The sequence below is a fragment of the Streptomyces sp. NPDC057565 genome (genome assembly GCF_042801455.1).
GTDB classification, from domain to species: Bacteria; Actinomycetota; Actinomycetes; order Streptomycetales; family Streptomycetaceae; genus Streptomyces; species Streptomyces yanii.
The window spans coordinates 48,851-70,186 of record NZ_JBHVFU010000043.1 but is presented as its reverse complement, the minus strand read 5'-3'; the positions used below and the strand labels follow the sequence as shown (position 1 = coordinate 70,186).

Annotated in this window: 21 protein-coding genes and 2 pseudogenes; 14 read left to right on the top strand and 9 right to left on the bottom strand. The window is 68.1% G+C overall.

Annotated elements, in window-relative coordinates:
* Together ACFU8W_RS39380 and ACFU8W_RS39375 are read left to right on the top strand one after the other, a co-directional pair.
* Window positions 1-905 (top strand): zinc ribbon domain-containing protein (locus ACFU8W_RS39380; RefSeq protein ID WP_384048288.1); only part of this gene is annotated, 905 nt, incomplete at its 5' end.
* Between the two features lie 701 nt (window positions 906-1,606).
* A complete protein-coding gene (locus tag ACFU8W_RS39375; RefSeq protein WP_384048285.1) occupies window positions 1,607-1,852 on the top strand; it encodes a hypothetical protein in 246 nt (81 codons plus the stop codon).
* A 52-nt stretch (window positions 1,853-1,904) separates the two neighbouring features.
* Here ACFU8W_RS39375 and ACFU8W_RS39370 read toward each other — a convergent pair whose 3' ends face one another.
* A complete protein-coding gene (locus ACFU8W_RS39370) occupies window positions 1,905-2,027 on the bottom strand; it encodes a hypothetical protein (RefSeq protein ID WP_384048282.1) in 123 nt (40 codons plus the stop codon).
* 100 nt (window positions 2,028-2,127) lie between these two features.
* Window positions 2,128-2,220: pseudogene (locus ACFU8W_RS39365) on the bottom strand (NUDIX hydrolase); the annotation flags it as partial.
* A 72-nt stretch (window positions 2,221-2,292) separates the two neighbouring features.
* Here ACFU8W_RS39365 and ACFU8W_RS39360 point away from each other — a divergent pair.
* Both ACFU8W_RS39360 and ACFU8W_RS39355 read left to right on the top strand, forming a co-directional pair.
* A pseudogene (locus ACFU8W_RS39360) lies at window positions 2,293-2,649 on the top strand (tyrosine-type recombinase/integrase); the annotation flags it as partial.
* Between the two features lie 19 nt (window positions 2,650-2,668).
* Complete coding sequence (locus ACFU8W_RS39355; RefSeq protein WP_384048279.1) at window positions 2,669-2,845, top strand: hypothetical protein; 177 nt, start codon at window positions 2,669-2,671, stop codon at window positions 2,843-2,845.
* Window positions 2,846-3,095: 250 nt separating this feature from the next.
* On the opposite strand, the gene ACFU8W_RS39350 is transcribed toward ACFU8W_RS39355, so the two are convergent.
* Complete coding sequence (locus ACFU8W_RS39350; RefSeq protein ID WP_384048276.1) at window positions 3,096-3,923, bottom strand: hypothetical protein; 828 nt, start codon at window positions 3,921-3,923, stop codon at window positions 3,096-3,098.
* Window positions 3,924-4,049: 126 nt separating this feature from the next.
* Between ACFU8W_RS39350 and ACFU8W_RS39345 the strand changes: the two genes are divergently transcribed.
* Window positions 4,050-4,310, top strand: coding sequence for a hypothetical protein (locus ACFU8W_RS39345; protein ID WP_384048273.1), 261 nt, complete (start codon window positions 4,050-4,052; stop codon window positions 4,308-4,310).
* Between the two features lie 448 nt (window positions 4,311-4,758).
* Here ACFU8W_RS39345 and ACFU8W_RS39340 read toward each other — a convergent pair whose 3' ends face one another.
* On the bottom strand, window positions 4,759-5,514 hold the full coding sequence (locus ACFU8W_RS39340; protein WP_345517001.1) for a GntR family transcriptional regulator: 756 nt from the start codon (window positions 5,512-5,514) through the stop codon (window positions 4,759-4,761).
* Window positions 5,515-5,592: 78 nt separating this feature from the next.
* Between ACFU8W_RS39340 and ACFU8W_RS39335 the strand changes: the two genes are divergently transcribed.
* The 5 genes from ACFU8W_RS39335 (at window position 5,593) to ACFU8W_RS39315 (ending at window position 9,688) form a co-directional block, all read left to right on the top strand.
* Window positions 5,593-5,871, top strand: a complete 279-nt coding sequence (locus tag ACFU8W_RS39335; RefSeq protein WP_345517002.1) for a hypothetical protein — start codon at window positions 5,593-5,595, stop codon at window positions 5,869-5,871.
* Between the two features lie 529 nt (window positions 5,872-6,400).
* Window positions 6,401-6,625, top strand: a complete 225-nt coding sequence (locus ACFU8W_RS39330) for a hypothetical protein (protein ID WP_384048269.1) — start codon at window positions 6,401-6,403, stop codon at window positions 6,623-6,625.
* A gap of 8 nt (window positions 6,626-6,633) precedes the next feature.
* On the top strand, window positions 6,634-7,365 hold the full coding sequence (locus ACFU8W_RS39325) for a GntR family transcriptional regulator (protein ID WP_384048266.1): 732 nt from the start codon (window positions 6,634-6,636) through the stop codon (window positions 7,363-7,365).
* Window positions 7,362-7,670: a hypothetical protein gene (locus ACFU8W_RS39320; RefSeq protein WP_384048263.1), complete on the top strand. Its 309-nt coding sequence runs from the start codon at window positions 7,362-7,364 to the stop codon at window positions 7,668-7,670. The genes ACFU8W_RS39325 and ACFU8W_RS39320 overlap by 4 nt, the downstream gene beginning before the upstream one ends.
* A gap of 674 nt (window positions 7,671-8,344) precedes the next feature.
* Window positions 8,345-9,688: an endonuclease domain-containing protein gene (locus ACFU8W_RS39315; RefSeq protein WP_384048260.1), complete on the top strand. Its 1,344-nt coding sequence runs from the start codon at window positions 8,345-8,347 to the stop codon at window positions 9,686-9,688.
* A 116-nt stretch (window positions 9,689-9,804) separates the two neighbouring features.
* Here ACFU8W_RS39315 and ACFU8W_RS39310 read toward each other — a convergent pair whose 3' ends face one another.
* On the bottom strand, window positions 9,805-10,557 hold the full coding sequence (locus ACFU8W_RS39310; RefSeq protein ID WP_384048312.1) for an NUDIX domain-containing protein: 753 nt from the start codon (window positions 10,555-10,557) through the stop codon (window positions 9,805-9,807).
* Between the two features lie 93 nt (window positions 10,558-10,650).
* Here ACFU8W_RS39310 and ACFU8W_RS39305 point away from each other — a divergent pair, with 93 nt between their 5' ends.
* From ACFU8W_RS39305 to ACFU8W_RS39290, 4 genes are all read left to right on the top strand, one after another.
* Window positions 10,651-12,279, top strand: coding sequence for an integrase (locus tag ACFU8W_RS39305; protein ID WP_384048309.1), 1,629 nt, complete (start codon window positions 10,651-10,653; stop codon window positions 12,277-12,279).
* 176 nt (window positions 12,280-12,455) lie between these two features.
* The gene (locus tag ACFU8W_RS39300) at window positions 12,456-14,147 is read left to right on the top strand and encodes a hypothetical protein (RefSeq protein ID WP_384048257.1); all 1,692 of its coding nucleotides are present in this window, start codon (window positions 12,456-12,458) and stop codon (window positions 14,145-14,147) included.
* Between the two features lie 122 nt (window positions 14,148-14,269).
* On the top strand, window positions 14,270-16,294 hold the full coding sequence (locus ACFU8W_RS39295; RefSeq protein WP_384048252.1) for an integrase: 2,025 nt from the start codon (window positions 14,270-14,272) through the stop codon (window positions 16,292-16,294).
* Window positions 16,291-16,728 (top strand): hypothetical protein, encoded by a 438-nt coding sequence (locus ACFU8W_RS39290; protein WP_247470271.1) that lies wholly within the window; start codon window positions 16,291-16,293, stop codon window positions 16,726-16,728. Before ACFU8W_RS39295 ends, ACFU8W_RS39290 begins: the two co-directional genes overlap by 4 nt.
* A 168-nt stretch (window positions 16,729-16,896) precedes the next feature.
* On the opposite strand, the gene ACFU8W_RS39285 is transcribed toward ACFU8W_RS39290, so the two are convergent.
* From ACFU8W_RS39285 to ACFU8W_RS39270, 4 genes are all read right to left on the bottom strand, one after another.
* Window positions 16,897-18,066, bottom strand: coding sequence for a hypothetical protein (locus ACFU8W_RS39285; RefSeq protein ID WP_384048248.1), 1,170 nt, complete (start codon window positions 18,064-18,066; stop codon window positions 16,897-16,899).
* A gap of 60 nt (window positions 18,067-18,126) precedes the next feature.
* The gene (locus tag ACFU8W_RS39280) at window positions 18,127-18,354 is read right to left on the bottom strand and encodes a hypothetical protein (RefSeq protein WP_384048245.1); all 228 of its coding nucleotides are present in this window, start codon (window positions 18,352-18,354) and stop codon (window positions 18,127-18,129) included.
* A 207-nt stretch (window positions 18,355-18,561) separates the two neighbouring features.
* Window positions 18,562-19,920: a methyltransferase, FxLD system gene (fxlM, locus tag ACFU8W_RS39275; protein WP_384048242.1), complete on the bottom strand. Its 1,359-nt coding sequence runs from the start codon at window positions 19,918-19,920 to the stop codon at window positions 18,562-18,564.
* A gap of 175 nt (window positions 19,921-20,095) precedes the next feature.
* Entirely contained in the window at window positions 20,096-21,304 is a 1,209-nt protein-coding gene (locus ACFU8W_RS39270) for an NUDIX domain-containing protein (protein WP_384048240.1), read from the bottom strand.
* Between the last annotated feature and the right edge of the window lie 32 nt (window positions 21,305-21,336).

Below are 21,336 nucleotides of genomic sequence, written 5' to 3'. Positions count from 1 at the left end.
TCGCCGATCCCGCCCTGGACGGCAAGAACGCCGTGCTGGCGCAGGAGATCCGGCGCGTCTCGCAGCGCCGCTCGAACCTCAACGATGCCCTGGCCTGGGCCGCTGCCCGCTGGGCGGTGGACCAAGCTGTCGCGGCCGGGGCCACGGTCATCTACCTGGAAGACCTGCGGTCGATGGAAACAGGCGGCATGGGCCGCACCCAGAACACGCGCATGTCTCAGACCGTGCGTGGGCAGATCGCCGAACGCATGCGGCACCTCGCCGCCGAAGTCGGCATCGCGGTCGTGACCGTGCCGCCGCGCAACACTTCCAAGCACTGCCCGCACTGCCTCACACCGCTGCGGCACCGCAAGGCCCCCGACCGACCTGCCGTGTCCGGCTGGAAGTGGGCCATCTGTCCCAACCCCGAGTGCGGGTGGCAGGGCGACCGTGACCAGGGCGCGTGGCGGCGGATCGCCGCACGCGGCCTGGCCCACCAGACCAAGACCATCGTGGACCGCTCCACCGGGCAGACGGTGATCCGTGCCGTGGTGGACACGATGGAGGACAAGGCCGTCATCACGGCCACGGAGAAGACCCGCCGGTCGGACCGGTCGAAGACCGGCCCCACCCGGCCACGAACCAACCGCCTCACGCCCAGGCGACGTGAGGTTCCCTCCCCAGCCAGGCCCACCGGCCCGGCCGGCCAGCGTCCGGAGGGACACGCACCAACGGGCCGGACCCGGCTGCCCCGCGCAGCCCACCGGCACCAGGGCGTGACCACGATCAGCACACCCACCACCCGCCGACATCGGCCACGCGGAGCAGCACTGGGCGCGGGATTCCATCTCCACGCTCATGCCTCCCCGCCCAGGTGGGCAGAACCCGTGTCAGACCTTACGGTTCGCATGGGATCGCCTAGCTGATCAGAGACGCTACCCACCCATGCATCGCGGGTGCTCGGCGTCCCCACCACTCACCCCAGCCCCCCATCCCGTCCGCCTTCGACCCACACACCGTCGAGCGGGCGTGGTTCAGGGCGTCAAGGCGGAGCGCGCCCCTGTACGAACGCCCTTGACGCCCTGGGCCGCGACTGCTCGGCTCTGCCTAGGGCGAAGGTGGTCGGAATGGAAGCCCACGACGCTCACCACGATCCGGCCGGCACTCGCGAACGGCGCCGCGGGCCGAAGGCAGGAGCGCGGGCGCAGCCAGAGCCGGGAAGCGCGCCCGGCAAAGCGAGCGCAGGCGGGTGCCTTGATGAGGTAGAGAAGGTTTCTACTCACGCAGCCCACCTCTACGTTGCTGCGTACATCTGGGAGAACGTTTGCTCTGGCAGGATGCGGATATGGGGAACACATGTGCCTGGCCCGTGTTGCGGACCACGGACCTGGCTGAGGCATTGAGCCTCGCCGACAGGTTGCTGTCCGTCGCTTCCTGGCACGAGCCGAGCGCCTGCTACTTGGATGCTTGGGCGCGCACTGATGATGATCTGCGGCGTCTGACAGAGGCCCTACCGGGCGTGAGGGCCAGGTCGTACGGGGAGGGCGGTGCTGGCCTACCTGTGAGCCTGAGCCTGGGCGTTAGTACATTCGCGCAGGCGCGCGAGGCCCTGGATATCTGGGCTGGCATGACTAGTTGTTATGTCCTCTGGCACAACCTGAAGTGGCCGTCTGTGTCGGAGCTCGGGTTGGGCGAGGAGTACAAGTACGCCGAGTTGCAGATCGCGTGCAACAGCCACGACATCTATTGCGAACACTGGGCGGCCGAGCACACCGTTTTCATCCATGCGCGACCTGGGGACGACGAGCGGGCCGCCTGGTTGGCAGCACAAGTCGACGCACGAGTCGTCGGACCCGCAGAGTTCGGGTGGTAATCCAGCGGACGGACGGAGCCCGCTGAGTCGTCTTTTGAGATTTGCCAGGGGATCAGAGGGCGATGGGCTTGTACGCCAGGGCGCGATCAATGACCTTCTCGGCGTTCAACTCGGGTTTCCAATAGACGAAATCGCTGATGTGGGGGCGTATCAGTCCGTGCTCCAGGGTCTTCAAGATCGCGGCACCTCGGCCTCGTCGGCCGTATCGAGGTCCTGGAGGTGTTGGACGAGTGGGATCGCCTCGTCGTGGGTCATCCGTCGGCAAGGCTCTACGATCACTGCGCCGTGATTAGTCGTCTGCCGTTGTGGCTCCGTACGTGAGGGCCATCCTCGTCCAGGGCGTCCAGGAGTCGTACCGCGTAGAGCTGAGTCCCTGGACATTCGACGAGACCTTGGACTTCCTTGCCGCCGCCCGTAAGGACCCGCTGTACGCGGCCTTTGTGCTCGCCATCGCCATGGGCCTGCGCCGGGGCGAGATCGTCGGTCTCCGCTGGACCGATGCCGACCTGGACAACCGCGTGATCTACGTCCGGCAGCAGACCCAGCGGCGGCGCGGAGTCCTTTACGACGACGAGACCAAGAACCGCCGCCGTCGTCGTGCCCTGCCGCTCCCGGCGATGTGCATACCGCCGCTGCGCTGGCATCGGATGCGCCAGGCAGCCGCGAAGCAGCGTGCGGGGGAGTCCTGGGACGAGAACGGCCACGTCTTCACCACCCGGACCGGCCGCCAGGTCGAGCCGCGGAATGTCTACCGCTCCTTCACCCGCGTCGCCGAGTCCGCCGGCCTTCGCGTGATCCGGTTGCATGACGCCCGGCATGGCACCGCGACCCTTCTCACGGCCGCCGGAGTCCCCCCGAGTCGTGATGGAGATCCATGGGCACTCCCAGACCGGCATCACCATGGATGTCTATACGCACGTCGTGCAGGACACGCAGCGGGAGGCCATGAGCCACATGGACCGGCTGCTCAGGAGGCGCCCCGGTCGTCAGTGACCGCCGCCGTTGATGTCAGGCCTGGATGTCAAAGAGCACCTACGGAGATCCGTAGCTGCTCTTTTCCCTGGTGCTCCCGGCAGGATTCGAACCTGCGGCACCTGCTTTAGGAGCGAGGTGGGGCGAGTCGGGGTCTGACCTGTGGGATGCCGACTTCGACGGCTACTGGCTTCGGCCACCGCCAGCAACCGCGGTTCCCCGTGAGTCCCCGTCCGATCTGGCGCGGTTGTGGCACGGGGGAACTTCTGAACTATCGCGAACTCACTCGCGAGTCCTGGTGCCACCTCGGCCGCCGCACCTTCGCCGAGGACGCCGCCGCGAGCCGCTGCCGGCGCAGGAGTCGCACCATCACTGCGCACACCACAAGCGGCACGGTCACGAGCACGGCCCACCACGGGATGCCGAGCCACGCCGCCGCGGCCCCCACGCCCACGCCAACGCAGATGTTGGTGAAGGCCAGCCACCTGCCGTACGGCTCCCAGACGAAGGGCGCGTAGGCGGTCGGCCTGGCCAGGCGGACCGCGCCGAATACCAGCGACTGGGCCGCGAGGAGTGCGACGAGGACACCTAGGGCGGCGTTCACCTGGTGCTCGTCGCGGGGTGCGTCGGAGGTGTTCTGGCGGACGCCGTCCTTGCTGAGGACGACGATATCGCGGAGCCAGCCGGTCGCAGTGACCTCGTCGCCCCGATGCAGCTTGTCGAAGAGCGGCCCGGAGTCGCTGAACCGCACGACCCTCTGCCAGGAGTCGTCGCCCTTGTCCTTGAGGGTCGCCTCGTAGACCGTGACCTTTCCTGTGAACGTGGACTCGGCCTTCGTGACGGTGAAGTGCCAGGTGGTGAGGCAGTCCTTCGCCGCCACCTCCTGTGGGGTCGCCTGCGCGGGGCATGGCTCCGCTGCCCGGTAGTGCTCGTAGCGCTCCTGTTGGCCTGGCACCCACACCGTGAACGCCAGGTAGCTCAGCACCGCCCACATCAGAGACAGCACGATCAGCGCCACGCCCGTGAGCCGTGCCCGGCCCGGCGACTTTCGGTTGGGGCTGTCCTTCTTGCCCGCTGTGGCCCACGCCCGCTCTTCCATCGCTGACCCCCTCCGCCCGTTTTCATGAACTGGAGCAGGCGTAGCACCCCTTGCCTGCTCCATCAACCCACCATCCACCTCAGCTCCCATCCCGTCCGTCTTCGGCCCATACATCCTGGAGCGGTCGTGGTTCAGGGCGTCAAGGTGGAGCGCGTCACTGTACGAACGACCGCGCACCCGCCGGCCTGCGATTGCCACCACACCCCGGCACACGGGGACAACCTCGTCGCTGCCACGGCGAGCACGCGTGAGCTGATGACGCGCATGGGGCACAGCACCGCCCGCGCCGCGCTGATCTGTCAGCACATGACGGCTGACCGGGACCGCGCGATCGCTGACCGGCTGGGGGCGATGATCCGCAAGCGGCAGGGAGACGCCGGGACGTAGTGGCACGTGCATGGCGCGGGCGTCATTATGCGAAAGGGCCAGTTCGAGAGGATCAAGCCTCTGAACTGGCCCTTAGCGCTGTGTCCTCGGCAGGATTCGAACCTGCGACACCCGCTTTAGGAGTTCGATCCGGGCTTGCCCCTGGGGTCGTCGTCGGCTGGTCCGACGGCCGTCCCGGGGTGCTGTTGTATGCCGCCGTCCGGCCCCGTTGATGTCAGCGTTGGATGTCACCGAAACAGCTCCGGAACTGGGCAGACCTCCAACGGTTCGTCCGGCCGGTCCGCCCACCGCCATCAGGTGTGCCGATCAGCGCACCACCACAGACACCGGCAGGTCCTCCGGCCGTCGTCGTCTCGCCTGGACAGCACGAGACCGCCCGACTTCAGGGGCAGGCTGCACTCGGGACAGGACGGGGCGTCGTCGGCCATATGACGAACCCTAAGCGGGGCTATCGGTTGATCGGGATCTCGTAGACGATCTCGCAGTGAGCCGCGGGCACCACGATGTCCGCCGTCTCCACGGGCCGACCATCGTCGCTGTAGTACGTCCGCCGGATGTGCGTGACAAGCGCAGCCTTCTGGACGCCGAGCAGCGACGCCTCGTCGGCAGTCGCCTGCCTCGGTTCCGGCTGCTCCACGGCATGGCTGACCGTGATGCCGATCGCGGCCATACGGTTCACGACGCCCGCTCCCGCATGCGGCCCTCCCTCGGGGAGGACGACGAGAGTGCCGGCGGTGAGGTCGTACGGCTCCCAACTCGTCGACAACTGCACTGGCCTGCCATCCGCCAGGAATTCGTACGTCGTCCGCACGCACAAATCGCCCTCGGCGATCCCGAGTCGCGTCGCGATGTCTGCGGGGGCCGACACCTTGGCGTCCGTCCGGCTCTCCCAATCCCCTTGCCTGCCCACGGCCTTCATGTCGGCCCGGAAGGGCGACCCGGTCGGCTGCTCGCGCGCCGACGACCGCACCACCCGCACCCGCTGTCTGGGCTCGGCGACGTAGGTGCCCGACCCGGCGCGGCCCTCCAGCACACCTTGGGAGATCAGCAGCTCCTGCGCCCGGCGGACCACGTTCTCGCCCACGCCGCACTCCTGGCCGATCTGGGCGCGGGAGGGCAGGCGGTCTCCCGGCTCCCACACGTGCTCCACGATCCGCCGCCGGAGTTCGTCGGCGATGCGGAGATAGGGCGGCTGCTCAGGCATATGGAAAATCTAGTCCACTAGCTCTAAGCTAGTTAACTAGCTTCACTGAAAGTGATCGCCGGTGACGGAGGCTGCCCTGTGCCCGCTTCGGGAGTTAGCGCGGCGGCCATCGCTGCCCGGCTGTCCGCCCTCGGGCTGCCCACGCGAACGGAGGAACGCACCCGGCACACGTCGGTGGAAGCGGAGGTACCCGATGCGCTCTCCGCCGAGTCATGGCGGGAGGTCCTGGACGCGGTGGCTGAGGCCGATCGATTCGGGCTCCTCGCCACCAGCATGAACGGCCGCACCTTATGGGCGGTCGTACGCAAAGCGGTCCCCACGACGGGCGATGTCGGGGGACCGAGCTATCAGCGATAGGAGCTGAACAGCGTGCTCAACCGTATCCGCCGCGCCTTCACCCTCACCAGGGCGCGGTACTCCTCAAGAGGCAGGCACCGCCGTGCGTTAACGCCCTCCTGCCCTCCGGCGTCTCCTTCTGCCTTCCATGAATCCGTTGGCGTGTCGACTGTTTTCCTGGGCCGGGCAGTCGCCGGTGCGGCAACTCACCGAAACCCGCTCATGGGGGAGGATGTCGCACTCGTCCGCCCGTACGTGATGGCATCAGAAAGACGTGTTCGGACACGCTCGGTGATCACCGCTCCTCATCTGCCGTCGGGTGCCTGGCCGTCCCTCACGGGGGGCCGCTGATGCCGCCCCGTCGACAGCTGCACATCCCGGATACCTCGGCCGTCCCCTACCGCTCGACCGCTTGCAGGATCGGCACACACTCCTCCTGCACGGAGTCCTCCCCGGCCTCGGTACCAGCCGACCTCCCGATGATCTGCGAAGCGTGTGACTGCCCGTGCCACTCGTCTGCCGGCCCGTCCATGCCCACGGAGGTGACGCGGTGAGCGCCTGGGGCCCCGGCGGCGCGCTGGTCTCCAGCATCGAGATCACCGCTGCCACCGTCCAACGCGGCGACGTGATCCAACTTGGCGGCCACGCCTGCCGGGTGGGGGACCTCTTCCAGCTTCCCCAGGGAGCGAAGCAATTGGTCTTCGAGTCGGGCGAACTGCTGACCATGCACGCGCGAACCCGGCTCGTCGCCGTGCGAATGCTGAGAAGGCGGTGACTGGCTCCATGCGCTCACGCCACCACGACATCGCCGACGACCTCCGGCAGCAGATCGCCAAGGGCGGTATTCAGCCCAGCGAACGCCTTCCGTCCGAAGCAGACCTTGCCGACCGGTACGAGGTCAGCGCGGTGACCCTGCGGAGAGCCCTCGCCGTACTCCAGAGTGAAGGCCTCGTCGAGAAAATCCACGGCAAAGGCAACTTCGTCCGTCGCCCTCACCGCAAGATCTTGTACGTCGGTGGCTGGGGCACTTTGGACCCGTGGACCGCCGCCGAGCCGGCATTACGCGTCACCGTCCGCAGCACCACCGTTCCGGCCCAAGCGCAACTCACGAACCTGTTGAAGGTGCCCACGGGCAGCCCCATCGTGGAGACCACCTGCATCAGCCACGAAGGGGAGTCTCCGCACGGTCTGGCTCGCATCTACATACCGCGCGACCTGGTCCCGGCCGGAGTGCTCGATGACGACTTCCCGTGCCGCGAGGCAGTCACAAGATTCGCCGTCTTGGGCCCGCCGCCGGCCGCTCTCCGAGAGACAGTGCGCGCTCGTCCTCCGACGCTGGACGAAGCATCGGCCCTCCGGATCGGCCAAGCGTCGGTCGTCCTCTCCATCACCCGCATCGCCACTGACTCCACTGGTCGAGTCGTCGAAGCCACGCTCCTGGCATTTCCGGGAGATCGCGTAGACGCCGTCTTCACCACCCACCACGTGACCGACGAGAGGCAGACCCAAGGATGACAGCGCCGAACGAACTGCGGCTCCTCCCATGGTCGGGTCCAGAAGGCAAGCCCTGCTACCTGAGCACCGACGACCGGGGCGGCTACATGTCCCGCCTGGCGGACAACATCGAAGCGGTCCAACTCGGAACGGCGGCCGAGCTGCTGCAACAGGCCTCTGAAACCCTCGACGACCAGGATGCGGCCCTTGACGAGATGCGGCACCTGGCCAAGGAGCTGGCCGGGGCTCTGCGGGACATCCTCCGCGTCGCAACTAGCCGCGGCCACCTCCTGGCGGTGAGCGAACCGCGTGAGCCCGCCTACTGATCTACGCTCCCGCTGACCTGCACAGCAAGAGAAGCCCACGGCTCTGACCAGCTCAGACGTCGTGGGCTTCTGGCGTTGTCTGCCGACATCGGCTGACCTTGGACAGCCCAGGACCGCTTCGTCCCGAAGCAACTTGAGTGACTCAAGGCCGGCGGGTGAAGGAGAACGGCCAGTCGACCCTCACCAGAGCGGCGCGGTCGAAGTCCGGTTGGCCGCCGCCCGGCTCCAGTCCGGGTGGTCGGCCGGGGCGTCTTCATCAACGAAGCGGATCACCTCGCGCGCCCAGGTCCTGCAGCAGATCCAGGCTGGGGCAGCCGACCAGCACAGGGTCAAGTGACGCCATGGCGGCACCAGCCAACATCCTGAGCATGGTCGCTGATGTTCGATCCCAGCTCGTAGCCTCCCTGCCCGAGGTGCACACGGCCCCAAAAATCCACGAGCATGGGCCCCAGCGACTCTGTTGCTCAATTCGTCTGAGCTCGGGGACTGCTGATGTGCGAGGGCGACTTGCCCAGTTCTTGGCGTTCTGGTGGTGAGGCCACGGGCACGGGAGGTGCTGACGAACCAGATGCTCAAGAATCCAGATGCTCAAGAATATGGAGTTGCGGACGGCGGCCCGGCTGACCGAGGCGCTTGGGACCCGTTGCGGCGTTGCAGGCCGTTAGCCTGTCGGTATGTCAGAGCGTGTCATGCCTGGTCGCACGGACGGCCTGATCACCCTGGTTGCCGCGGACGCTCTGTGGGTCGATTTGACGGCCGACAGTGCTGTGCCGACGGCTTCTGGGGCATTCACCTGCTCTCCTGCCCGTGCCCAGGTGAGGTACGTCCTGCTCGGCGGCCATGTGGTGGCGACGGTGAGGGCGAGCAACGGTCAGTGGAGTGTTCCGGAGGTTGAGGTGCGCCGGGCGGCCGCGGAACTGAACGCGGTTGGGATGGATCGGCAGGACCTGGTCCGCGTCGGTCCGTTTCGTGGGGCGCCGAGGCAGGAGTGCAACGAGGAAACGCCGCTGCGTTGGCGCCAGCGCATCACGGGGGAACTGCAGGAGCTGGGCGGCCCCGAGCGGGCAGCACGACGTGAAGTCGGCCGGTCATACCATCTGGCGGGGATCGACTGGCGACAGATACTCGTGGAGCAGATCCGCGACGGGACGCAGCGCACGTGGTGGCTGCCGCGCGCAGTGGTCAGGCTGCTGGACGCGGCCGAGCACGCCGAAACGCAGTGGGTGCAAGCCGCGCGGACCCACCAGGCAAGCGCAGCCGTCACCGAGCCGCCCTCCCACCCTCGGCAGGCCCGAGACGCCAGCGATCGGCAGAAGACGAGCCCCAAGGGCCCCACCGCCTCACTGCGCCCGTACAACAAAGAGCTGGAAGGCCAGCTGTACTCGGTGCTCAGCAGGAAGCCCGGTACCTCCCGCAGGGTGGCTGGGTGGGCGTGCGCCGTCTGCCGCACTGCGCCCGCCACCGTCCTCGACCACTGCCACGAACACGGCTACGTCCGCGCCCCCGTCTGCCAGTCCTGCAACACACAGGAACGCCCCGACCACCTGTACAGCAACGACATCCGCGTGGCGAACCGCTACACACGCCTCTTCCACACCGACACCGACGACTGGCTCCGCCACTGGCACCGCTGCCCCGGCTGCCGCGCACGCACCACCCTGCCCCTGCCGCACCTCGCCGCATGGACCGCCCACATAGCCTGCCGATCGCTGCGCCCGACCCACCGTGCCCCCCGCGGGCGCAAGCCCTGCGGTGTCCTGCGGGTGTCCTGGACGGGCAGTCAGAACGCACCCCGTTCCTGCCTGCTCACTGTCGCCGTCGACTTGTGCCCCTCCGGCGAGCACCGTGTCCTGGCGCGAGTCACCTACCGCGATGCCGCCGAGCGGTTTCGTGCCTGGTTGGCCGAGACGGCCCCTGCCGTGGCCGCCGCGGCCGGTCCTGACCGCCTGGACGGCCTCCCTGCCCAGATCCGGCCAGTCATCGCGGACACCAGCGGCGAGGACCTAGAACTGTTTTGAGCGGGCACCGGGAGACCTGACACCCCACCGTCACCCGGTACCTCCCGGATCAGGCTGTCCTCTGCTTCACCGCCCTGCTGCGACAGGGCCGCGGTGCAGGCCGGATGTAGACCCCGTCAGGACCAGCCCAAGGGGACGTAGAAGGTGCCGTTGAAGATGGCCTCCAAGGCGACGCGCGTGTACTCGACGATGGGCTCGGGCAGCGCATCCAGCGGCCACCAGCACCACTCGGTGCAGCACTCCGGTTCACGTACGACAGGCTCGCCCTCCCAGCGGGAGGGAGCGAAGAACAGCCCCATGCGCGGGATCGTGCTCCCGGGGTCGAGCAGGTCGAGGACGTGGACGAGTGACAAGTCGCTTTGCGGGATGCGGAGTCCGGTCTCTTCCTCCGCTTCCCGGACCATGCAGGTGACGGCGGATTCCATGTCTTCGCGGTGGCCGGCGGGAAGGTGCCAGGTCGAGGGGGCGAAGGCACTGTCCGGGTGGCGCTTGCCCAGAAGAACGGCCCCGTCACGGATGAGCACGAGGTGGGCGCCGACGATGCTGCGGCTGCGGTGATCGCGCGGCTCGCGGACTTCCACCACAGGAAGCGTTGCGCCCTGGCGCACACCGGGCTGCTCCGCGTTGTGGTGGGCGTGCAGGACCGCGGCGGCGCCGGGGTCCATGGTCATCTCGTCGATTTCCTCGATACGGGTCCAGCGAAGCTGGATGCCCTCGCGCAGATCGATCTCGTGCGCGGGGGTGTTCAGCGTGCCGCGGTAGACGCGCACGCGGCCCTTGAAGGCCCCGCTCGCATTCAGAGTGTCCAGCGTGGCGAATCCGGTCAGGTCCGGGATGACGAGTCCGATCTCCTCGTCGAGTTCCCGGATGATGGCTTCGTCGCAGGTCTCGCCCTTCTCGGTGTGTCCACCGATTCTTTAGGCTCCTCCACGTTGTCGGTTGCAACCGTGTTGGGGAGACTCATGGATGTTCTGGAGCACTGGAGCGTCGACTTCTACGACTTCACCGTCCCGGATCAGCTCGGCGACGATCCTGATGTCCTGAGGTTCGGGAGTCTGCACGAGAGAGCCGCTCGCAACGGCGCACGGCATGGCACTCCCGTGATCCTCTCGCCGTCTGGCCGGCCGGACCACCGGATCAACCTCTTCTTCAGGGAGGGGAAGATGGCGGTCTCCGAGTCCGGGACCTGGAGGCGGTACGCGTACACGTTGGTCGTGTGGCTCGACTTCCTGGACGCCATCGGCCGCTCGTGGGACGACGCGGCGGTGCGGGACGTTGAGGCGTTCAAGGACTGGCGACTCACCGACCTGCGAAACGAAGAGCGGATCAGGTCGACGTCCTTCGACACCGATCGAGCCGGCCTCAACTCCTTCTACTCGTGGGCGAGCAAGCGCTACGGGATCTTCAACCCCGTCCCGACCGTGCACGCCGGCTTCGTGGATGAAAGCGACGCTGCATCTGGGCATGGCTACGCGCGCCGACGGCGCGATCCCCTGCGGCCTGCTGGATCGACCCGGCGTCAGGTGAAGTGGCTGCTGCGGTCGGCCTTGGAGCAGTGGCGGAACATCGGACTGCGCGGCTACGGGTTTGACGGGGTGCGTAAGCCAGGCTGGCGAGGCTTCAACGAAGACCGGGACTGCGCCTTCGTCGACGGTCTGTACGGAACCGGGCTGCGCATCCGTGAGTGGGCCAGCGTCCTGAACGTGGAGCTTCCCTCGCCGGGCGGCGAACGGATGGGGGAGGCGTGGCTGGCGGAGAAGTGCGTCAAGGGGGCCGAGGAAGGGCGGACGTACTGGATTCCGCGGCGGGTGCTGCAGCAGGTGGAGGGGTACGCGGATCCTCTGGAAGGGTCGAGGGCGGAGGCGATCCGCCGTGCCCAGCGTGCGGGCCGGTACGAGCGGCTGCGCGGCGTACGGATCGTCACGGGCCACAACCCGCGGACCCGGGAACTGCACGTCGAGGGTGAAAGCGGGCCCGCGACACTTGCGCTGGACGTGCTTGCTCCGGATGAGCGTCGGCTTCTCTACCGCCGTACTCCCCAGGGGCTGGAACCGTTGTGGCTGTGGCTGTCGGTGAGCGGGCTACCGAAGAAGGTCTACAGCTGGGAGGACACCTTCGACGCGGCGAACAAGCGCATCGCGGAGGAGTGGGTCCGGGCGGCGGACCCGTCCGGCAGTCTCAGCAGAGAGGCGCGGGATCGAGTCCGCGGCGCGTGCCCGCTGTGGGCTACGCCCCACATGTGCCGGCACAGCTTCGCCCTGAAGTGGTTCTGCATCCTGTCGTTGGTGGAAGAGCGTCGTCTCGACGGCTTCTCTGCGGAGGAGATCGAGGACTTCCGCGACCAGCTCGGAGATATCTGGCTCCAGATGTCGATTCTGCTGGGGCACAAGCACCCGGACACCTCCCGAGAGCACTACCTGGAGCCCTTCACCGGTTTGCAGCTGTCCTATCTGATGGCGTTGCTCGACGACGACGAGCAGGCCGGTGTCGACGCGCTGGTGCGTGTCTTCGCCCGCCATGGCGGCTCCACCATCGCTCCCGTTGCGGCAGCGGCCGCCGCCGGCGGCGGCGGCCGCGGAGGTTCTCGATGAGCGGGGGCGGCAGAGGGGGACGCCGCGCATCCCAGCCCGGACCAGACTGGCAGGCCCCCGAACGACTTCCTGCTGAGGGAGGCGGGACGAAGGTGGTCTTCTACGAGGAACAGAGCGGTCTGAGCCGGGTTTTCGACCTCTCTGGTTTTCCGGTCCCTACCGAGATGCAGCAGTGGATGGCACAGCTGCTCGCGAGCCGCTGCGGTCCCCGCGGAGGCAGTAAGCGCACCAGCACCGCGCAGGGGTACTTCGACGTCCTCAAACACTTCGCGACGGTACTGGCCAAGGCCGATCCTGTCCCTTCCCGACCAGGTGAACTTACGGCGGCGCACTTCCAGGCATTCCGAAAGCGCTACGAGGAAGTGCCGACGGCTTTGCGGCAGTACATTCAGGCGCTGCGCCGCATGATGCAGCCCCGTGACGAGCTGACCGCGGACGCGCGTCGAGAACTGCTGCGCACCAGGCTTCCGACCGGGACACCTGATGGAAGGATCTTCGCCTACAGCGATGGTGAGTGGCAGCAGATCATGACTGCTCTGCGCCACGACATCCGCACTTGTCGTGACCGGATCCGCGAGGGCCTGCGTCTCCTGGCCGCCTTCCGGCCCGGCGACCTGGAGGCAGGAAGCCGGGAGGAGGACCTGGGAAGGCTGCTGGACCTGTTCGCCAGGACAGGGGACCTTCCGCGGCGCCGGTCGGCTTCCGGGAGGGGAGACCACACGTGGGAGGTCCTGCGCTTGGGCGGCTTCAAGGGGATCAGCCGGATGCTGTGCCTTACCGGGAACGAGTCGACGGCATTTGCGCTGCTCATGTGCGCCCTCACTGCGGAGAACTTCGGCACGGTCAAGAAGTGGCCCGCTGCCCACACGCGGCCCGATGGCGGATTCGGCGCCCTGGCCGTCGCCCTGATCGAGGAGTCGAAGCCGCGGCGCGGACCGGAACACGAGCACATGGTCATGGCTCTGGAGGACCTGCCGTCCTCGCTCCGCGAAGTCTTCGGAGAGCAGAACGGGGACTCGAAGTTGTTCCGCTCTCCTCTGCGGCTGTATGAACTGCTGCTGGAACTTACCCAGGTGGCACGGCAGCTCAGCGGTGAGTCCGCCGCGTTCCTGTCCTATTCGCCGCCCGTTCGGTCACGGCAAGGGCAGTGGAGCACCAGCCCGCATTCCAGGAACTGGGCCCTGTCCCACGGCTTCTCGCCGTCGAAGGACAGCGAGTCCGACAAGCCGGCGATAGACGTACGTCGCATCCGCCAGACCGCACTCGAACTCCAGCGCCGGCCGGTGGCGCACACGGCTCGCACCTTGCGCGATCACTACCTCCGGCGCAGTTCGACCGTCCAGTCCCAGGGTCGCGTCCTGGTCGGGCAGGCGCTTCGTGAGCAGATCGCGAAGGCACGAGCGGCGGCAGAGGTCCCCGTGTTCACCCCGACGTTCCTGGAAAGGGCCGCAGCGGACCCGACTGGGGCTGCGGCCGAGGCGGGACTGGAGGCGGAGGTACTCAAGCGCATGCTCACAGGGGAGCAAGACACCGTAGTGACCGCATGCACCGACCACCACGACGGCCCGCACTCTCCGCCAGGGCAGCCCTGCACCGCGTCGTTCCTCGTCTGTCTGAACTGCAAGAACGCCCGTGCGCTGCCGCATCACCTCCCGGTCCAGGTCGCGGTCCACGACCGGCTGCTGGCACTGCGGCCCAACCTCGATCCCCACCTCTGGCGCGTCAGGTACGAGACAACGGTCCACCAGCTGCGGGACATCATCGACCACTACACGCCCGCCGAGCAGACGGACGCCCGCGGCCCCCTTCCCCCGCATCAAGAACGCCTGGTCGCAGACCTCCTTGCAGGAAGGCTCGACCTGCGATGATCGATCCCCAGCGCGTCGCCACAGCACGGCCCGATCCCACAGGCGAGGACATCGCTTGGCCGGCCGAAGACGTGATCATCTTGCGAAACCGGCCGGTTCGTATCGGCACTCCCGCCTCACGCATGTCGCGCTACGCCGACGAGGTCTGGCACATCCAGCCGGCCCACCGAGACGCCCATGCCGCCATCCCGGCCGTGTGGTGGCCCACCTTCCCCCAGGCCCTGCGCCGCCACTTTCGCGCCTTCTTCCTGGCCGCCCTCGACCATCCTGTCCCCGTCGAGCCAAACGGCCGACAGAGTCCCGGTGAGCAGGCGAGCATCGGAACGTTCCCCTACTGGATCATCGACATGCGGGTGATCGCACGATGGCTGGCCGACCAGGGCTTCAAGACCCTCTCCGACGTCCGGAACCAGGACCTCGACACCTTCCGGACGTACGTCCTCGACCTCGACCGCACTGACGGCCGGAAAGCTGACCTGATCGGCGCGGTGCGCATCCTGTGGCTCTTCCGCGACCACCTCCCCGCTGAAGGCCGTCTCGGCTGTGACTTCCCCTGGCCCGGCCAAACTGCCAACGAAGTCGTCGGCGCGGTGGTGAGGAAGCGGTCGGTGAATAAGACCCCGCGCATCTCGGACGCGACCATGGAGGCGCTGTTGGCCTGGGTGCTGGTGATGATCGAACAGATCGGCCCCGACATCCGGGACGCCTGGCGCGAGTACCAGCAGCTCGAAGCCGGCGAGCATCCCTCACAGACGAAGTACACCGGACCAACGCAGCAGCGGTTCCTCGCCCACATCGAACACTGCAGGGAGAACAACATCGCCCTACCAGGTCAGGTGGGTGAGCACGGCCTGGAGCTGGCCGGCAACCACGTCCTTCGGCTCGTCGGCATCCGGAAGGACCAGCGCAGCCGCCTCACCCCGGGGCAGAGGCGGCTCTTCGCCCTCAGCGGTCTGCCGATCAGTCCCGCGGTGGGCGTCGGAAAGATCACCGGCCATGTCAACGGCACACCCTGGCGATCGACCCCGATCGATGTCAGCGAACTCCCGACCATGGTGCGGCTGCTCAGTGCTGCCCTGTTCACAGCCATCTGCTACCTCTCCGGCATGCGCCCAGGAGAGGTACTCAACCTGCGCCGCGGATGCCGCACCCACGATGAGGAGACAGGTGAACTGCAGGTCAACGGCTACCGCGGCAAGGGCTTCGACCGTGCACCGGACAGCCCGGACCTCACGGAGCCCCTGAGACCGTGGGTCGTGGTGGACGTCGTTCACGCGGCCATCGCACTTGCCGAGAGCCTGCACGAGCTCCCCCTGCTCTTCCCGTCCAGCCTCGTCTCCGCCCACCACGAGCGTCCGTCCAGCGCCAACGCCCGCAAGGGCACGACCATGAACGACGACATCCAGGACCTGATCTCCTGGATCAATTCCGGCTTCCGGCGAGCGGACGGTGCCGACGCCATCCCGGCCGACCCCTCCGGCCGCATCTACGCAACCCGCTTCCGCCGGACCCTGGCCCGGTTCATCGTCCGCAGACCACGAGGGCTGATCGCGGCCGCGCTGCAGTACGGACACGTGGATACGAAAGTAACGCTCAGCTATGCCGGCAACGAGGACCCCGCGTGGCTCCAGGACGTCGCTGTGGAGAAACTCGAATTGATCATCGACCAGATCGAGGAGGACGCACGCCGCCTTGAGTACGGTGAGCACGTCAGCGGGCCCTCCGCCCAGGAATACCGTGACCGCGTCACACAATCCGCTCCCTTCGCCGGACGTGCCGTGGCGCGGGTACGCAACGCCGAGCGGCTCCTCGAACAAGCCGACCCAGCTGTTTACCACGGCCAGGGCATGACCTGTGTGTGGCGGGCCGCGACGGCTGCCTGCCGCAAGGCGAAGCTCGCCCTTGGCCTGCCCGGCGCTGACGCCCCAGATGAAGCCGACTGCCGATCAACGTGCGCGAATCTCGCGTACACCGACCGCGACATCACCGAGCTGCAACAGGAACTCGTCCAGCTGCAAGCAGACGCCGCGGACCCACTGGCGCCCCAGCCGCGTCGGGACCGGGCTGCCGCCCAGGCCGCTCAGCACCTGACCATCATCGAGCGCCACCGCGACAGTGCGACGGAAGACGGAAGGGGCATCGCATGACGAATCGACGCGTTCGAGACCGGGAAGCCGAGCGGGCAGCGTTGCGGAGTGCCGCAAACCGTCTCCTTGCCGGCACCCCACTGCGTTCGGAAACCGGGAGGCTCACGGCCACCGAGCTGCTGCGCGAGTCCAACCTGAGACGAGACGTCGCCTACGGCGACCACAGAGACCTCATCGAGGAGTTCCAAGCCCGCGTCAAAGCTCAGAACGCCACCCCGGCCGCCATGCAAGAACTCGCCGACCGGTACGGCGAGGTGAAAGAGAAGCTGGCTGCCGTCACGAAAAAGCTCGCAAACGAGCAAGCCGTCAGCGCCGCGTTGCGCCGGATCGTCGCCGAGCTCGACTTGGAGCTCGCGCACGCCCGGGAGCAACTTGAACAGTCAGGGACCATCACCCGCCTTCCCGCCGCACGTCGGCGGAACCGGTCCGGATGAGGTCCGCCCCGGGAGGGCTGGCACGTGTTCCGGCCTCGGGGAACATCGGTACAGCGGGGTCGCCGCAGCCAAGGTGGTATGCCCGGCCAACGCCCTCCGCCACAAGCCCATGGTGGCTTCGCCGTAGCGGTGCGTCGGGTCCGGAAGGCGGCGCGCGGCGGGGCTGTCCTACTCGGCCGGCAGACGGAGCATCGGTTCGAAGGCCGCGTCCTCCTCGCCCTCGACCGAAGGGAGGAAGCCGTCCGGGACGGTGCGGGCGGCCGTGGTGAGGAGGCGGGCCAGGACCTCGGGCTCGGTGGCCGGGGGGAGGCGGAGGGCGGCGAGGAGGCGGTCGCGGACCTCGGGGTGGTCCGGGTTGTCCTCAAGGTAGTCGGCGTTGAGCGCGGGGGGACGGAAGCCGGCCAGGGCGTCGTGCCAGGAGGGGAGGACGATGGCCAGGGTCAGGGCCTCGGCGAGGGACTCCGCGATGAGGGAGGCCTGGCCCTCGGAGTCGGTGTAGAGGACGGGGCGGACGCGGTCGGAGCCGGCCGGGCCGCAGAGGTAGTGGGTGCCTCCCGCGTTGCAGCCGGCCACGGGCTCCACCGGGAGACCGGCCGGCAGGGCGATCGACTCGATGGGGTCGGTCCGCGTGAGGTCGAACTCGCCGTCGCCAGCGAGGTACGCCTCGATTTCGGGCTCGGCGGCGATCCGGCGGAGCAGGGCCTCGTCGGAGAGGGCGGCCGGGTTGAGGCCGCGGGCGGCTTCAGGGGTCAGGGCGTGGCCTGCGAGGACGTGGCGGACGGTGTCGAGGGGGACGGGCCGCCCGTAGTCCTCCTCGAAGTGCGCCTGGACGGCCTCGGGGGAGCGATCGGTGAGGAGGCGGAAGAGGTGTCCGGAGCCGTCCGGGTCCGGGTTGCCCGAGGGGAACTCGATGCCCGAGCCGGTGCGCCAGGCGCTGCCGCCGGTCTCCCACCACAGGCAGGCGGTGACCCGCGGGGCGCCGAGGCCCTCGTCGACGAAAGCCGGGTCGTCCAAGAGCGGGCGCAGCGCGGCGGGCACCTCGTCGATGACACCGGGCCAGACCTGTTCGTCATCCGTGCCGTACGGGCTCATCTCCGACTCGTGGTCGAAGCCGCGGACGAGCACACCGGCCGGGGTGAAGAGGACGGAGAAGTCGTCACCCGAGCCGTTGTCCATCAGGGCCGCCTCCGTCCCAGGCCCCCAGGTGCTGGAGAAGGAGTAGCGGGAGAACCGCGGGTCGCGGCAGATCGCCTGGTCCAGCACGGCCAGCGCGCGCAGGTGCGCGCGGAGCTCGGCGGGGTCCGGGAGGAGGGCGGCGGTCGTGTGCACGGTGTCCATGGGCTCATGTAAGCAGCCGCCACTGACATCCAGGGCGGCGGTTCGGTCACACCCGCTCTCTCACTCAGGGAACGAAAAGCCCAGCTCACGCAGGCGGGGCAAGCACACTGCGAGGCATTGCTCCACAGACGCGGCATCGGTTCGCACAAGGACGTCCTCGTGCAACGGCGCTCCACTGGCGACGAAGGTCCAAGGCTTGCCCCTCTCTGCCATCCGCTCAGCGTCGGCCTTGAACAGCACCGTTACGCCCTGTTCAGCCAGTGCTTCCATAATCGCGACGACGTCCACCGGCACTCTCCCCTCCCGAGGCGCTTCGAACGCGCCATCGGACGAACATACTCACTCCGGGCCGGACCCTGGACACCGCCCGCATGACCCAAAGCGACCGATCGGGGCGCTCTGAGCTGGAATACACGACACCTCAACATGCGAGCTCACCACTCCCGAGGCGTGTTCCAAGCAAGCCGACACCTCGTTGCCCGACAACGCACTTGCCTAATGAACACCGAGAAGGGCCCAGCGTCCAGGGCGCCAGATCGGCTTGTTTGCCGAGCGAAGGTGGAGCAGGTAGCGGCCGTCGTCGTCAGTAAGCAGGGCCGCGGTACCGGGAATCGTCGGCCAGTCGATCGCGACGAGGGTGTGCTTCTTGACGAACACGTGCGGAGCACCGGTCGCGGGCGTGGGGCTGTTGTTGTCCAGGGGGTGGATGGTGATGCGCGGGCAGATGGCGGCGCGGTGGTTGCGCTGCCAGTGCTGGACCTGCTCGGCCATCTCCTTCGCGGCCAGGTGGCCGTGGGGGCCGTAGCCGTGGACGACGAACTCGTACAGGTCGTTGCCGTCGTCGCAGCCGGAGAGGCGTTCGGTGGCCAGCTGCGCGAGGGAGGCACCGCGGACGATCGCGGCGGCGGGCCAGTGCTTGGGCGGCGGGTTCAGGACCTCGTTGTCGCCGTCGGGGTCGACTGACAGGCGGCAGAAGCCGGGCAGGGCGCCGGCCAGGTAGAGGGTGAGGGTGTCGAAGGGCTCTTGGCCGCCGATGGTGACATGGGTGTGCGCCACGGACGGCTCGCGGGTGAGGGCGGGCGCGAGCTGGTCGACCGGCATGGGGGTGCGGTCTTCCCAGGACAGGTGGACGCCGGTGCCGGGAACGGTGCGCTGGTTCGCGTTCCAGGCGCCGTCGCCCTGCATGGCGACGAAGCCGCAGACGATGAGCGGCTCGTCGCTGAGCAGGGCTCCGTCGCGCTTGGTGAAGCCGATCGCCCAGTGGTACCCGTGCAGGCGAAGCGGTGCGACGAGGCGTCCGCCGTCGGTGAGAGCATCGATCCAGGGCAGGTCCCAGGTTTCGACGGTGACCAGGATGGCGTCGAAGCCGCCGTCCGGCACGATGCCGGCGGGCAGGTGCTCGGCGTCCGCGGTGACCACGTGGACGTGGTCGTATCCGGTCTGGGCCAGGAAGCGGGTGGCGCGGTCGGTGACGGCCGGGTCGATGTCGAGGGTGGTGACGCTGCCAGTGGGGCCGACGAGTTCGGCGATGAGGGCGGCGTTGTAGCCGCCGGAGCCGATCTCCAGGACGCGGTGGCCGGGCTGGATGCGGGCGGCTTCGAGCATGTCGGCCTGCAGCCAGGGTGCGGAGATGGAGCTGATGATGCCGCCGTCGTCGCTGTGGCGGGTGGCGACGATGTCGTTGGCGTACGCCTTCTGGACCGGCACTTCGGGGGCGAAGGCGTGCCGGGGCACGGTACGCAGGGCCTCGTCGACCCCGGGGCTTCGGATGTGACCCGCCTCGGCGAGATGGTCGGCCAGCTGGTGGCGCAGGGCGCGTGCTTCGTCGAGGTCGGTGGTGGGGGGTGTCGTCACGGCGGGCCTTTCGGTTGAGCGGGTCACGCGGGATCCGCGACGGTGGGTGACGTGGGGTTCCGGATGCTGGCAGTGGGGGCGTACTGGGCAGCTTGCGTGTCGAACATGGCGGCGTACCGGCCGCGTGCGGGGCGGAAATCCCGGTGCCGCCACAGGCTCGAATCTGCGGCGTCTGTCACGTGAGGCCGTCCACCGGGGGCGTGGAGTGAGGAGTGCCGTAGGCGAAGGGCGTGAAGTGCGCTGGGGCGTGGTCGATGGGCATGTCGGATCGCCAAGCGGTGAGGATCTGCGCGCTGCACACAAACAGCCCGTCGGGCAGCTGGTCCAGGGGGTACCAGGCCCAGTCGCCGACGCTCTCGTCCGGCTGCGTGGTCGGCTGGCCCTGCCAGGCATGCACCAGGGCGCCCACCGTGACCCGCACGACGCCGCCGACGTGGTCGACGAGCGTTCCCAGGAGCCTGACGTCGTCAGGGCGGGCAATCAGTCCGGTCTCCTCGCTGAGTTCGCGGATTACCGCATCTTCGAAGGACTCCCCGGCCTCGACGGTTCCGCCGGGCAGTTCGAGGGTGCCGTGTCGATGGCGCCCCAGAAGCACTTGCTGCTCGCTGAGGAGGATCGCACCGACACCGACGGCCGCGTGCGGGGCCGGTGGCCGGTTCGTACGGGGTCGGCTGGAGGCGCGGGGCGGTTGTCTGCGCGGCTGGCGTCTGGCTCGGATGAGCTGGATCACGACAGGGTTGTCGTCTTCGGGCGCCCGCAATAGGTCCACCGCCTCGACGGTGAAGCCGTGATTGGTGAGCAGGTCCTCCCACAGTTGGGGTGTGAGCACCCACATCTGTGTGGGGATGGGTTCCTCGTTCCGGAGCCGGATGACCTGCTGGCGCGGAGCCACAGTGTTGGAGGGTTGGCGGCCCTCTGCGTCGGTGTGCAAGGCGGAGAATACAAGGGGTGCGTTCTCGACGAGGCTGTCCCGAAGGGCCGGGAGCAGGTGGTGTGGGTCGATGCAGCCGAAGGTGCGGATGCCGTAGGCGGCGTCGTAGGGATCGGTGTGGCGCAGGTGCTGGACGACGTCCGCGCATACGAAGTGCACTCCGGGTTCGGTGCCGTGAGCCTGCAGAGCGCGTTGGTGCTGGGTGGGTGACAGGTCGATCCCGTCCACGAGGGCACCGTGTTTTCGGGCCAGGTGGACGGCGTGGTGGCCGGGCCCGGATCCGATGTCGAGCACTCGCTTGCCGTCGATGGAGCCGAGGAGCTCGGCGCCGGGGCCGACAGCGGGCCAAAACCCCCAGTCGATCCGTTCCGGAACAGGCGGTGTGTAGCCGTGGTCCAGTTGCCTCTGGCCGTAAATGGTCCAGCTCTGTTCGTTCGCCGGGGATGCACTCACTGGGCTCTCCGATATTGGTGGGTAGTTGCTGG

Excerpts from the sequence above, each read along its gene's own strand:
- ACFU8W_RS39375 (WP_384048285.1), top strand. The coding sequence starts at position 1,607 with ATGACTAGTTGTTATGTCCTCTGGCACAACCTGAAGTGGCCGTCTGTG.
- ACFU8W_RS39355 (WP_384048279.1), top strand. The coding sequence starts at position 2,669 with ATGGCACCGCGACCCTTCTCACGGCCGCCGGAGTCCCCCCGAGTCGTG.
- ACFU8W_RS39350 (WP_384048276.1), bottom strand. The coding sequence starts at position 3,923 with ATGGAAGAGCGGGCGTGGGCCACAGCGGGCAAGAAGGACAGCCCCAAC.
- ACFU8W_RS39340 (WP_345517001.1), bottom strand. The coding sequence starts at position 5,514 with ATGCCTGAGCAGCCGCCCTATCTCCGCATCGCCGACGAACTCCGGCGG.
- ACFU8W_RS39325 (WP_384048266.1), top strand. The coding sequence starts at position 6,634 with ATGCGCTCACGCCACCACGACATCGCCGACGACCTCCGGCAGCAGATC.
- ACFU8W_RS39320 (WP_384048263.1), top strand. The coding sequence starts at position 7,362 with ATGACAGCGCCGAACGAACTGCGGCTCCTCCCATGGTCGGGTCCAGAA.
- ACFU8W_RS39315 (WP_384048260.1), top strand. The coding sequence starts at position 8,345 with ATGTCAGAGCGTGTCATGCCTGGTCGCACGGACGGCCTGATCACCCTG.
- ACFU8W_RS39305 (WP_384048309.1), top strand. The coding sequence starts at position 10,651 with ATGGATGTTCTGGAGCACTGGAGCGTCGACTTCTACGACTTCACCGTC.
- ACFU8W_RS39300 (WP_384048257.1), top strand. The coding sequence starts at position 12,456 with ATGGCACAGCTGCTCGCGAGCCGCTGCGGTCCCCGCGGAGGCAGTAAG.
- ACFU8W_RS39295 (WP_384048252.1), top strand. The coding sequence starts at position 14,270 with ATGTCGCGCTACGCCGACGAGGTCTGGCACATCCAGCCGGCCCACCGA.
- ACFU8W_RS39290 (WP_247470271.1), top strand. The coding sequence starts at position 16,291 with ATGACGAATCGACGCGTTCGAGACCGGGAAGCCGAGCGGGCAGCGTTG.
- ACFU8W_RS39285 (WP_384048248.1), bottom strand. The coding sequence starts at position 18,066 with ATGGACACCGTGCACACGACCGCCGCCCTCCTCCCGGACCCCGCCGAG.